General features: G+C 57.8%; 10 protein-coding genes. 3 read left to right on the forward strand and 7 right to left on the reverse strand.

Going from position 1 to position 12,423, the window contains the following annotated elements; genetic code table 11:
• Nucleotides 1–2 precede the first annotated feature (2 nt).
• The 3 genes from tatC (at nucleotide 3) to EQV93_RS12680 (ending at nucleotide 3,232) form a co-directional block, all read left to right on the forward strand.
• Nucleotides 3–803, forward strand: coding sequence for a twin-arginine translocase subunit TatC (gene tatC / locus EQV93_RS12670; protein ID WP_146384899.1), 801 nt, complete (start codon nucleotides 3–5; stop codon nucleotides 801–803).
• Entirely contained in the window at nucleotides 800–1,510 is a 711-nt protein-coding gene (locus EQV93_RS12675; RefSeq protein WP_240891679.1) for a 16S rRNA (uracil(1498)-N(3))-methyltransferase, read from the forward strand. Before tatC ends, EQV93_RS12675 begins: the two co-directional genes overlap by 4 nt.
• 162 nt (nucleotides 1,511–1,672) lie before the next feature.
• The gene (locus EQV93_RS12680) at nucleotides 1,673–3,232 is read left to right on the forward strand and encodes a methyl-accepting chemotaxis protein (protein ID WP_122785224.1); all 1,560 of its coding nucleotides are present in this window, start codon (nucleotides 1,673–1,675) and stop codon (nucleotides 3,230–3,232) included.
• 156 nt (nucleotides 3,233–3,388) lie between these two features.
• Here the strand turns inward: EQV93_RS12680 and EQV93_RS12685 are convergent, their stop codons facing one another.
• The 7 genes from EQV93_RS12685 to pip all read right to left on the reverse strand — a co-directional run bounded on the left by EQV93_RS12685 (nucleotide 3,389) and on the right by pip (nucleotide 12,268).
• A complete protein-coding gene (locus tag EQV93_RS12685) occupies nucleotides 3,389–4,123 on the reverse strand; it encodes an amino acid ABC transporter ATP-binding protein (RefSeq protein WP_240891680.1) in 735 nt (244 codons plus the stop codon).
• A complete protein-coding gene (locus tag EQV93_RS12690) occupies nucleotides 4,116–5,075 on the reverse strand; it encodes an amino acid ABC transporter permease (RefSeq protein ID WP_405585342.1) in 960 nt (319 codons plus the stop codon). The genes EQV93_RS12685 and EQV93_RS12690 overlap by 8 nt, the downstream gene beginning before the upstream one ends.
• A gap of 146 nt (nucleotides 5,076–5,221) precedes the next feature.
• Nucleotides 5,222–6,019, reverse strand: coding sequence for a transporter substrate-binding domain-containing protein (locus EQV93_RS12695; protein WP_122785227.1), 798 nt, complete (start codon nucleotides 6,017–6,019; stop codon nucleotides 5,222–5,224).
• Nucleotides 6,020–6,363: 344 nt separating this feature from the next.
• The gene (mdoH, locus tag EQV93_RS12700; RefSeq protein WP_240891681.1) at nucleotides 6,364–8,916 is read right to left on the reverse strand and encodes a glucans biosynthesis glucosyltransferase MdoH; all 2,553 of its coding nucleotides are present in this window, start codon (nucleotides 8,914–8,916) and stop codon (nucleotides 6,364–6,366) included.
• Nucleotides 8,909–10,633 (reverse strand): glucan biosynthesis protein G, encoded by a 1,725-nt coding sequence (locus EQV93_RS12705; RefSeq protein WP_122785229.1) that lies wholly within the window; start codon nucleotides 10,631–10,633, stop codon nucleotides 8,909–8,911. Before EQV93_RS12705 ends, mdoH begins: the two co-directional genes overlap by 8 nt.
• A gap of 229 nt (nucleotides 10,634–10,862) precedes the next feature.
• On the reverse strand, nucleotides 10,863–11,300 hold the full coding sequence (gene dtd, locus EQV93_RS12710; RefSeq protein ID WP_240891682.1) for a D-aminoacyl-tRNA deacylase: 438 nt from the start codon (nucleotides 11,298–11,300) through the stop codon (nucleotides 10,863–10,865).
• Nucleotides 11,297–12,268, reverse strand: coding sequence for a prolyl aminopeptidase (gene pip, locus EQV93_RS12715; protein WP_146384910.1), 972 nt, complete (start codon nucleotides 12,266–12,268; stop codon nucleotides 11,297–11,299). The genes dtd and pip overlap by 4 nt, the downstream gene beginning before the upstream one ends.
• Nucleotides 12,269–12,423 lie beyond the last annotated feature (155 nt).

Genomic DNA, 12,423 nt, shown 5'->3' on the forward strand with positions numbered 1-12,423 from the left:
GCATGAGCGATAAGCCTGAACACGACCAGCCAATGCCGCTGGTCTCGCACCTGACTGAGCTGCGCACCCGTCTGTTGCGTTGCATTGCCGCGATTTTCATCATTTTCGTCGGCTTGTTCGCCTTCACTCAGCAGATCTACACGCTGGTTTCCACGCCACTGCGTGAATACCTGCCGGTGGGTGCCACAATGATCGCCACCGACGTGGCCTCGCCCTTCCTGACGCCCCTCAAGCTGACCATGATGGTGTCGCTGTTTATTGCGATCCCGGTGATCCTGCATCAGATCTGGGGCTTTATCGCGCCCGGTCTGTATAAGCATGAAAAGCGCATTGCCGTGCCGCTGCTGGTTTCCAGCATCTTTCTGTTCTACGCCGGCATGGCCTTCGCCTACTTTCTGGTGTTCCCGCTGGTGTTCAAGTTTTTCGCCGCCGCAACCCCCGAGGGCGTGGCCATGATGACCGACATCAGCAGCTACCTTGATTTCGTCATGACCCTGTTTTTTGCCTTTGGTGTGGCCTTTGAAATCCCCGTGGCAGTGGTGCTGCTGGTGTGGATCGGCATTGTCGACGTCAAATACCTGCGCAAAATCCGCCCGTACGTGATCATTGGCTGCTTTGTAGTCGGGATGATTCTGACTCCGCCGGATATTTTCTCGCAGACCCTGCTGGCGGTTCCGATGTGGATGCTCTTTGAGATCGGCATTCTGTTTGGCAGCCTGGTCAGCAAGAACACACGTGGCGACCACCCGGACGAACAGTCCGAGCGCGATAACAACGCCCAACCGCCAGCACCGCAAGCGTGAACCTGCTGCTCCTCGAAGAGGCTGATTTCATTGCAGACGACCGCGTCATCCTGCGCGACCGCCGTTTGACGCACATGCAGGACGTTCACCGCGCCGAGGTAGGCGACAGCCTGCGAGTCGGGCGTATTGGCGGTTTGATGGGCAATGCGCAGTTGCTGAGGCTGGAGGCCAAAGAGGCCGAGCTGAAAATCCTCAGCCTTGACCAGCCACCGCCCGAAAAGCTGCCGCTGACCTTGATACTGGCCTTGCCACGCCCGAAGATGCTGCGCCGGGTACTGCAAACCATTGCTTCAATGGGCGTCCCTCACGTGGTGCTGGTCAACAGCTACCGGGTTGAAAAGAGCTTCTGGCAAACGCCGTTCCTGGAGCCCGAAGCCATTCGCGAACAATTGATTCTGGGCCTGGAACAGTCCCGGGACAGCGTACTGCCCAAGATCGTCATCGAAAAACGCTTCAAGCCCTTCGTCGAAGACCGTCTGCCCGCGCTGGTCGAGGGTACGCTGGGTCTGGTTGGCCATCCGGGTGATTACCCGGCGTGCCCACGGGGCCTGGAACAGCCCGTGACCTTGGCCATTGGCCCGGAAGGCGGCTGGATCCCTTACGAAATCGACTTGCTGGCCAAGGCCGGTCTGCAACCAGTGCAATTGGGCCCGCGCATTCTACGGGTCGAAACCGCCGTCACCGCCCTGCTCGCCCGGTTGTTCTGACCCCCCCTCTCCCGTAATCGCAGCCTGCGGCAGCGGTTACGGGTGATGCTCGTCACACTTTAAATCCAACTGCCTACAGTTCTTCCATAACAAGCCGATGCCTTTTGTAGGCAATGGACGGCTTGTCGTCGAGTGCGTCGAGTCAATCAAAGGAGCGTCATCATGTACCGTCGGCTGGTTCAACTTCTTGGCAATATCAGCGTCAACCGCAAACTCAGTGTCAGCTTTGGCCTCGTGCTTGTTTTGACCTTGCTGATAGCTGCCACGGGCTGGAATGGACTGGTCTCAGTGATTGACCGGGGTGACAAGCTGGCCAACCTGTCAAAGATCATTGGCTTGACCAAAGATTTGCGCATTGCCCGCCTCGACTATGAGCTGCGCGCTACCGACCAGAACCTCAAGGCCGTCCATGAACAATTGAATGCACTGGACGCCGCGCTCGAGAAGTCGCGCATGCAACTTGTTGCCCCAGATGACATCGCGCTGGTGCAACAACAGTTGGCAGCCGTCACCGACTATCGACAGGCGTTGTCCAGACTTGCTCAAGATGGCGAACAGGCTATTGAGCGCATGCACCAGCAAGGCACCAAGCTGATCGAGTTGAGCGAAAAGCTCTCGACACTGCAAGCCGCCAAGCGCGACCAAGACAGTAACCAGGCCAAACGTCTGCTGACCATTTGCACAGTGCTGGCTTTGGTAGTGGGCATCTTGGCCGCATGGGCCATCACACGGCAGATCGTTATCCCGCTGCAACACACCCTCAAGATCGTCAAGCGCGTGGCGGCCGGTGATCTGACCCAGGCGCCCCCGACAGACCGGCTCGACGAACTGGGGCAGCTACAGCAAGCGGTTCAAGGCATGACCGAGGGGCTGCGGGCGTTGGTTGAAGGCATCAGTGATGGTGTGACTCAGATTGCCAGCGCGGCCGAAGAGCTTTCGGCCGTGACCGAGCAAACCAGTGCCGGGGTCAACAGTCAGAAAGTGGAAACCGATCAGGTCGCTACCGCCATGCATGAGATGACAGCGACGGTACAAGAAGTGGCGCGCAATGCTGAAGAAGCCTCGGAAGCGGCTTTGGCGGCTGATCAACAGGCACGCGAAGGCGACAAGGTGGTGGGCGAAGCCATAGCTCAGATTGAAAAACTGGCCATCGAAGTGGGTCACTCGACAGAGGCCATGGGCCACCTCAAGCGCGAAAGTGACAAAATTGGCAGCGTGCTCGATGTGATCAAATCTGTGGCCCAGCAAACCAACCTGCTGGCGCTCAACGCGGCCATTGAAGCGGCGCGCGCGGGTGAGGCAGGTCGTGGTTTTGCAGTGGTCGCTGACGAAGTGCGCAGCCTTGCCCAGCGCACACAAAAATCCACGGAAGAAATCGAAGAGCTGATTGCCGGGTTGCAAAGCGGTACGTTGCAAGTATCCAGCAGCATGGATAACAGCCGCACACTAACGGACAGCAGCGTTGAATTGACTCGCCGTGCGGGTGAGTCGTTGGGCAATATCAACCGTACCGTGTCGGCCATTCAAGCGATGAACCAGCAGATTGCTGCCGCCGCCGAACAGCAAAGCGCCGTGGCTGAAGAGATCAACCGCAGTGTATTGAATGTGCGAGATGTGTCGGAACAGACCGCCGCGGCGAGTGAAGAGACTGCCGCGTCGAGTGTTGAGCTGGCGCGGTTGGGCTCGCATCTGCAAACGTTGGTGGGACGGTTTAAAGTTTAAAAAAGCTGACCCTCACCCCAGCCCTCTCCCGGAGGGAGAGGGAGCTAAAAGCAAAAGCAGATCAGACCCCCCTCTCCCGGAGGGAGAGGGGGCTAAAGGCAAAGACAGTTCAAGCAGTCCCCTCTCCCTTTGGGAGAGGGTTAGGGTGAGGGGTTTTTAAAGCACCTGCCGCAAAAACGCCTGAGCACGCAGGTCTTTGGGCGAGTTGAAAAACGCTTCCGGCGATGAATCTTCCAGCAATTTACCGTGGTCAAAGAACAACACGCGGTTCGCCACTTCTCGGGCAAAACCCATTTCATGGGTCACACAAACCATGGTCATGCCTTCGCGGGCCAGGGTTTTCATCACGTCCAGCACTTCGCCGACCATTTCCGGGTCCAGCGCCGAGGTCGGCTCGTCGAACAACATCACTTTGGGATCCATTGCCAACGCACGGGCAATGGCCACACGTTGCTGCTGCCCACCCGAAAGCCGTGACGGGAACTCATTGGCCTTTTGCCCGATACCCACCTTTTCCAGCAGCTCGCGGGCTTTGGCCTCACGCTCGGCCTTGCCGCGCTTGCGTACGACTTTTTGCGCCAGGCAGAGGTTTTCCAGCACGGTCATGTGCGGGAACAGGTTGAAATGCTGAAACACCATGCCGACTTCACGTCGATAGGCGTTGACGTCGGTTTTCGGGTTGGCCAGGTCCAGGCCGTCGATGCTGACCGAACCCGAGTCAAACTCCTCGAGCCCGTTCAGGCAACGCAGAAAGGTCGACTTACCGGAGCCGGACGGACCGATCACCACCAGCACTTCACCTTTGGCGACCGAGGTCGTGACGTTGTCCACCGCACGAACGATATGCCCGCGGGTATCGTAGATTTTTACCAGTTCGCGAACTTCAATCACTTTGCGCGAGCCTCCGCTCAAGCCGGCTGGCCAAATGCGACAGCGGCAGGTTAATCAACAGGTACAGGCCCGCCACGCAGAACAGAATTTCGAACGGCGAAAACGAAGTGGTGATGACTTCACGACCGCTTTTGAGCAGCTCGGTAATGGCAATCACTGACACCAGCGAGGTGTCTTTGACCAGGCTGATAAATTGCCCGGCCAGTGGCGGCAGCACGCGCTTGAAGGCTTGCGGCAACACCACGTAACGCATCGACTGGCTGGCATTAAGCCCCAGCGAGCGCGCCGCTTCATTTTGCCCTCGGGCGATGGACTGCACGCCCGAACGCACAATCTCGGCCACGTAGGCCCCGGTAAACAGCGATAGGGCTGCAATCCCGGCAAATTCGCGGGACAGGTTGAGCACCGTGCCGATAAAGAAATAGAAGATAAAAATCTGTACCAGCAGCGGCGTGCCGCGTACCAGTTCGACATACAACGTCGACAAGTCACGCAGGGTCGGGTTGTTCGACAGCCGGCACAGCCCAGTGGCCAGCCCGATAATCAAACCCAATACACCTGAGACCAGCGACAACCAGACGGTCGTCCACAACCCCAACAATAACGGCCCGGCCGCCCAGTGCCGGGTCACGCCGACCACCTCACCTTCTTCTACGTCGTCGCCTTCGGCCAGTTGCAGGCTGTTGTCGGCAACGGTGAGCCGTTGTTCTTTTCCATCGTCGCCGCGCAGCACGACTTCGGCGGTATCGCCTTTGCGCACCAACTCGATAACAGTGGAGGTTTCAGCAGCCCGTTGGGCTTCTTCTGCCTGATAGGCGAAGTATTGCGGAACACGGTTCCAGCGCCATTCATAGGACATCAGCGAGGTGGCGTAATACAGCGCACCGGCCAGGCCGATGAGCACCAGCACCGTCAATACGTGCCAAGGCCATTGGGCTTTTTTCTGTTTGATCACTTAACTATTTCCGTAGAGGGCAGCGCGGTCAGCTTTTTTTGTAGGCGCTGCCGAAGGCTGCGATGGCTGCAGAGCAGCCCTGAAATCTTGAAGCCCGTTCGGGCCTTATCGCAGCCTGCGGCGGCAGCTACAGGGAACCACGCTTATTCCATGTCTTTGAGCCAAGTGGTGTCTTTGAACCACTTGTCATGGATGCGATCGTAGGTGCCGTCTTCGTGAATCTGGTGCAGGAAGTTGTTGATGAAGTTGATGCTGTCGTAATCGCCTTTCTTCAGACCAAAGGCCAAAGGTTCGTAGGTGAAAGGCTTGTCGAGAAACACCAGCTTGTCATTACCGAACTTGTTCACGGCGACTACGTTGTAAGGCGCGTCGTAGACAAAGGCATCGGCCTTGCCATTAACCACGTCCAGCACACCTTCAGGCTCGTTGTCGTAGCCGTGGTACTGGGCTTTGGACATCAGCTTGCGGGCAACCATTTCGCCTGTGGTACCGATTTTCGAGGTCAGGCGGTATTGCGGGTCGTTGAGGTCTTTGTAGGACTTGATCTTGTCAGCCAGTTCCTTGCGCACCAACAGGGTTTGACCCACAACGATGAAGGGTTCGCTGAAGTTCAGGCGCAAGTTACGCTCCTGCGTCAGGGTCATGCCGCTGCCGATCATGTCGAACTTGTTGGTCATCAACGCCGGGATGATGCCGTCATAGCCGGTGGACACCAGTTCCAGCTTGACGCCCATGGACTTGGCCATGGCTTTGAGAAGGTCGACTTCGAAACCAATGATCTGACCGCGTTTGTTGGTCATCTCGAACGGCATGTAAGTCGGGTCCATACCCACCTTGAGCGTGCCGCGTTTAACGGCGTCATCAATAGCGCCTGCATGGGCCGCACTGAACGCCAATACAGCCGTGACCCCGACCAACAGTTTCGATAGAAACGCCTTCATCCTCACTCCCCTCACACGACTCAATTAAAGGTGTTGGCCTGGGCAAAAAGCCACAAAACCGGGCACTCACCTATTCGGAGACGGATCCTACCCCACAGAAGGGTAACGAGACGAGTTTTGAGCGATAAAAGCGCGACAAGCGGGGGGATGTAGGGGGGAGCACCGTAGCAGCTGCCGAAGGCTGCGTCCGATTGCGAAGCGATCGTAAAGACTCATCGCTCGATTTGACTGACACACCGCACTCTCTGATTTTGCGACGGCTTTGCCATCGGACGTCGCCTGCGGCCACTGCTACGAAAATGAGCGTGTTTCGCCCGCTCCGGTCAGAGCGGGCGAAATTTCACTCAAGCCGCGGGTTGCAACGGCAATAAAGGCGCGTGAGCGTCGCCATTCACCGACTCACGCCAGGCACTGAGCCAGCCTTCATGCGCTTCGTTCCACACCAACGCGTGCAGACGCGCCAAGGCTACGGGGTCGCTGAGCAACGCCATGCGCTCGTTGTTGCTGAGCCCAGTCGGGCCGACCTTAAGCGCGTGGCGAACACGCTCGGTGCGCAGCCACTCAATCGGCTCGGCTTCACGGTGACGCGAGGTCGCCAAAGCGCAGGCCAATGCGTTCTGTTGCGGGTCAACCACGGCCCGAACAAAACCGTCGAGCAACGCGTGGTAGCGGTTCTCGTGGGTGTATTCAGCAGTCGCCGACAGTTCACGCGGCGGAGCGTATTCCTCAGGAATCAGGAACAGTTTCTCGTCACGCGCCTTCAGGCCCAGCTTGACCCGGCTGGAGATCACAGACACCGGGATCGACAGCATCAACGAACCGACAATCGGCACCAACCACCACAGGAAGCTTGGGTTCAACCACAGCACCAAGGCAGCCCACGCGGCACCCAACAGGGTCTGCGGGCCATGCCGACGTACCGCTTCGCTCCACGGCGTTGAGTCGTCGTCACGTTGCGGTGAGTTCCAGGTCGCTGCCCAGCCGAGGAACGCGGCCAGTACAAAACGGGTGTGGAAGATCATGCGCACCGGTGCCAGCAGTACCGAGAAGAGCATCTCAAGCAGCATCGACAGCGTGACTTTGAACTTGCCACCAAACTCCTTGGCGCCCTTGGCCCAGATCAAAATGATGCTGAGCAGTTTGGGCAGGAACAACAGGACGATAGTGGTCGAAAACAGCGCAACTGCTTTTTCCGGGTGCCATTGTGGCCACAGCGGATACAGCTGACGCGGCTCCATAAAGTACTGCGGTTCCATCAGCGTGTTGACCGCCAACAAGGCCGTCGACAGCAACAGGAAGAAGAACCATAACGGTGCTGACAGGTACGACATCACGCCCGTCAGGAATACCGCACGGTGCACCGGGTGCATGCCTTTAACCAGGAACAGGCGGAAGTTCATCAAGTTACCGTGGCACCAACGGCGGTCACGCTTGAGTTCGTCCAGCAGGTTTGGCGGCAATTCTTCGTAGCTGCCCGGCAGGTCATAGGCAATCCATACACCCCAACCGGCACGGCGCATCAGCGCTGCTTCAACAAAGTCGTGGGACAGGATCGCGCCCGCAAAAGCCCCTTTACCTGGCAACGGCGCCAAGGCGCAGTGCTCGATAAACGGCTTCATTCGGATAATGGCATTGTGACCCCAATAGTGGGATTCACCCAGCTGCCAAAAGTGCAGACCGGCGGTAAAGAGCGGCCCGTATACCCGCGTCGCAAACTGCTGCATGCGTGCATACAAGGTGTCCATGCCCGACGCACGTGGTGCGGTCTGAATGATGCCGGCATCTGGCGTGGCTTCCATCAAGCGCACCAGGCTGGTCAAGCATTCACCGCTCATCACGCTGTCCGCGTCGAGCACCACCATGTACTTGTAGTCGCCGCCCCAGCGACGGCAGAAGTCGTCCAGGTTGCCACTTTTACGCTTCACACGACGGCGACGACGGCGATAGAAGATCCGGCCGAAGCCTTCCGTTTCGCGGCAAACATCCAGCCACGCCTGTTGCTCGGCGACACAAATGTCCGGGTCGTTACTGTCACTGAGGACGAAGAAGTCGAAGCGATCCAGATCACCCGAGGCCGCGACCGATTCGTAGGTTGCCCGTAAACCGGCGAAAACCCGGGTCACGTCTTCATTACAGATCGGCATGACCAGCGCGGTACGTGCCTGCTCAGGAATCGGCTCATTGCCAGCGCTGGCGCCAGAAATGCGGTATTTGTCGTGCCCTGTCAGCAACTCAAGGAAGCCCATCAGGGCCGTCCAGAAACCCGCCGACACCCAGCAGAAGAGAATCCCGAAGAGGATCAAAATGCTGGTCTGCAAGGCATAAGGCAGCACTTGCACCGCAGTCTGCATCAACGGCTGGTGGAGCACTTCGTCCAGATCCACGAAGGCCCAGCCTTGATACGGCATGATGCCTTTCATGTACCAACCGGCCACGATGGTTTGACCCAGCATCAAGATCAGCAGGATATAACGGCGGATTGAACCCACCGTACGCCAGCGAGCCTTGGGCAGAACGCGCTCGTCAATGGCCGGCTTGGGCGGATTGCTACGCCCGGTCAGCCGCCGCCAACCGCGTACCAAAATATTGGTACGCCACGGCTCGGGCACCACTTTGGTGCGTTTTATCGGAGGCGTAGCCTTGAGCATCACTCGGCCGCCGGCATCGAGTACTAGCATTTCTGCTTCTTCGAATTCAGCCGCCGAGGTCAGTTTAAGGCGCGAACCCACCGAGGCCTGTGCGGCCTCGGCAGTTTCCACGTCGGTATGCGCCGACAAACGCGCATGCAGCTCATCGAACGAGGTGCAGTCGGCCAGTTCGGCGCGCTGCTCCTCGCTCAGTGGCAAGTGTGCCAGGTACTCAGCAAGCGAGTCTGGCCGTGCTTGAACATTACTCATCGGCAGGCAACTGGTAGCTCCAGGTCTCGGTCAGGACTTTTTCAGTCTTCACCGGTTCCGGGGTGGCAGGGGCTGCGTCGGCCGCAGGGGTTTTGGCGTCCTTGGCATGCTTGTCATGGGCCTTGGCTGCGGCTTTCTCAGCCTTGGTGACAGGGGCTGCCGGCTTGGCCGCAGGGGCCTGCTCGACATCCTGAACCAACGCAGCACGCATTTCCGTGGCCTTGCTCGGGTCTTTGATTTTCAACCGCAGGGTCAAGCGCCAGCCCTTGGTTTCAGGGTTGTAACGCACGTTGTTTTCAACCAGTTCAGCGTTGTCACCCACACTGACTTGACTGCGTACCGCAGCGTCTTCAGGCAGTTTGCTCAGCGAAGGGCCTTCAAAGTCGATCAGGTAAGCCACGCTGCCATCCGGCTGGCGGATCAAGTTGGATTGCTTGACGTCACCGGTAGAGCGCAGGGTTTGTTTGACCCAAGAGCTGTCAGTCGGGTGCAGAGCGGCTTCGTCCAGCGTCCAGTGCAGGCGATAGGCGAAGTCGAAAGGCTTGAGCGGCTCAGGCAGGGTGTCCGGGCTCCAGAAGGCAACGATGTTGTCGTTGGTTTCGTCAGCGGTAGGGATTTCTACCAGATCAACAGAGCCTTTACCCCAATCACCTTGAGGCTCGATCCACGCGCTTGGACGCTTGTCGTAGCGGTCATCAAGGTCTTCGTAATTGCTGAAGTCACGGTCACGTTGCAGCAAGCCGAAACCACGCGGGTTTTCGACGGCAAAGTTGCTGACCGACAAGTGTTTCGGGTTGTTCAGCGGGCGCCAGATCCACTCGCCGTTGCCGGCATGAATGGCCAGACCCGACGAATCGTGCAGTTCGCGACGGTAGTTGAGGACTTTGGACGGCTGGTTGGCGCCGAACAGGTACATGCTGGTCAACGGAGCGATGCCCAGGGTGCCCACTTTGTCACGCAGGAACATTTGCGCCTTCACGTCCACCACGGTGTCCACGCCAGGGCGCAGGGTAAAGCGGTAAGCGCCGGTCGCACGAGGCGAGTCCAGCAGAGCGAAAATCACCAGATGCTTGTCTTCCGGCTTTGGCTTCTCGATCCAGAACTCGGTAAAACGCGGAAACTCTTCACCCGACGGCAATGCGGTGTCGATTGCCATGCCACGGGCCGACAGGCCATAGGTTTGACCTTTGCCCACAACGCGGAAGTAACTCGCGCCGAGCATGGTCATGATTTCGTCCTGCTTATCCGCCTTGTTGATCGGATACAGCACGCGGAAACCCGCCCAGCCCAGGTTTTCAGTGGCTTTAGGGTCAAATTTGACGTCGCCGAAATCGAAACGACTGGCGTCGTACTTGATCTCTTCAACCTTGGTGGCGGTCACTTCATTGATTTTCACCGGCGTGTCGAAGTGCATGCCCTGGTGATAGAAGGACAGTTTGAACGGGGTTTTATCGCCCGCCCATTGGGCCTTTTCTCGGTTGAATTGAATTTTTTGGTAGTCCGCGAACTTCATGTCGCGGAATTCTTTGGGCAAATTGCTGCGCGGTGCTTGGTACTTCTGTTCAGCGAGGCTTTTCGCCTCAGCCGCCACGTCATCCAGACTGAAGGCCCACAGTTGACCCGCACCGAGCAAGCAGAAAAGCGCTGAGCCCGTCACCAGTGCGTTGCGTAACCGCTTGGCAGACATTTTTGGTGCATTTAATGGTCTAACAATCACGAGCAACCTCGCCGAAAACAGATGATGAAACCAACGGCCAGCGATCTACAGCCGGGTTGGCGAGCACTGTTCCGACTCCTCAGGGAATAAATAATTCCTTTAGGGCGTCGGATTAGTCTCTATGTAACGTGGGATTATCTAGCAGCCCGCGTGACAACGCATCTACTGTCAGCAAGTATTTCACGTGAAAAACGACTGTTTTCACGTTAAAACGGGGTTTTTTAACGTTTTAAGTTTGTAACAGAAATGTAACAGGCCCATCGTTGACCAAATGCACCTGCATATCGGCCCCAAATCGTCCTGATGCGACCGCTGGATGAAGCCGTTTGGCCTCACTGAGCAGATGATTGAATAACGTTTCGGCCAGTGCAGGTGGGGCTGCCGTTGAGAAGCTCGGCCGCAAGCCACTTTGGGTGTCGGCCGCCAACGTAAACTGCGATACCAGTAGCAGCCCTCCGGCAACATCACTTAAAGAAAGGTTCATCTTGCCGTCTGCATCACTGAACACACGATAATTGAGCAGCTTGTGCAACAGCTTGTCGGCATTGGCTTGTGTGTCACCGGGTTCGACGGCAACCAGCACCAGCAAACCCTGATCAATAGACCCGACAACCTCTCCTGCGACTTCTACCCGTGCACCCGAAACACGTTGCAATAATCCCTTCATGCTTCGTCCGGCTGCAAGTTGAGCAGGCTGCTGGCCATTTGCTCGGTGGCGCGCACCAACGCATCGGTAATGCCCGGTTCTGAAGCCACGTGCCCGGCCTCGCGAATCACTTGCAGTTCGCTGCCCGGCCACGCCTGATGCAGCGCCCAGGCGTTGTCCAGCGGGCAGATCATGTCGTAACGGCCATGTACGATCACACCCGGAAGATGGGCAATCTTGTGCATGTCGCGCAACAGTTGATTGGGCTCCAGAAAGGCGTTGTTCACAAAGTAATGGCATTCGATGCGAGCGATGGACAGCGCCCGATGCGGATCACAGAAGCGTTCAACCACTTGCGGATTGGGGCGCAAGGTCGCGGCACGCCCTTCCCAGCTCGACCAAGCTTTAGCCGTGTGCATCTGGGCAATCTGGTCGTTGCCGGTGAGGCGTTTGTGAAAGGCGGTCAGCAAATCATGGCGTTCGTCTTCGGGGATAGGCGCAATGTAATCTTGCCAATAATCCGGGAAAATCCGGCTGGCGCCCGCTTGATAAAACCATTCGATTTCTTGCGGCCGGGCCAGAAAAATCCCGCGCAGAATCAGGCCATGAACGCGTTCCGCATGGCTTTGTGCATAGGCCAGCGCCAAGGTGGAACCCCAAGACCCGCCAAACAACACCCACTTTTCGATGTTCAGGAACAGACGAATCCGCTCCATGTCGGCGACAAGGTCCCAGGTGGTGTTGCGATCGAGGCTGGCATGGGGTGTTGAGCGTCCGCACCCGCGCTGATCGAAGGTAATGATGCGATACACGCCCGGATCGAAATAACAGCGGCTATTGGCATCGCAGCCCGACCCCGGCCCGCCGTGGATAAACACAACCGGCAAGCCATCGGGGGTACCGCTTTCGTCAACGTACAGCACATGCGGCCCGTCAACAGCCAGTTCATGCCGGGCGTAAGGTTTGATCTGCGGGAACAAGGTCTGCATTACGCACTCCATGGGGAAGGCTGGAAAATGTTGCCGTCTGGCATCATAAACCCGATTGTCGGAATGAGCATTCGCTTAGTCGGGGGCACGGGCTTTGGATCGGGTTCACAGGCCGGCCCTCACCCCAACCCTCTCCCAGAGGGAGAGGGGGCTGA

It is taken from the genome of Pseudomonas sp. TMW22091 (genome assembly GCF_022496705.1).
GTDB lineage: Bacteria > Pseudomonadota > Gammaproteobacteria > Pseudomonadales > Pseudomonadaceae > Aquipseudomonas > Aquipseudomonas saxonica.

Bases quoted from the DNA above. Each gene is read 5' to 3' on its own strand.
- tatC (WP_146384899.1), top strand. From the start codon at position 3: ATGAGCGATAAGCCTGAACACGACCAGCCAATGCCGCTGGTCTCGCAC.
- dtd (WP_240891682.1), bottom strand. From the start codon at position 11,300: ATGAAGGGATTATTGCAACGTGTTTCGGGTGCACGGGTAGAAGTCGCA.
- mdoH (WP_240891681.1), bottom strand. From the start codon at position 8,916: ATGAGTAATGTTCAAGCACGGCCAGACTCGCTTGCTGAGTACCTGGCA.
- EQV93_RS12680 (WP_122785224.1), top strand. From the start codon at position 1,673: ATGTACCGTCGGCTGGTTCAACTTCTTGGCAATATCAGCGTCAACCGC.
- EQV93_RS12695 (WP_122785227.1), bottom strand. From the start codon at position 6,019: ATGAAGGCGTTTCTATCGAAACTGTTGGTCGGGGTCACGGCTGTATTG.
- pip (WP_146384910.1), bottom strand. From the start codon at position 12,268: ATGCAGACCTTGTTCCCGCAGATCAAACCTTACGCCCGGCATGAACTG.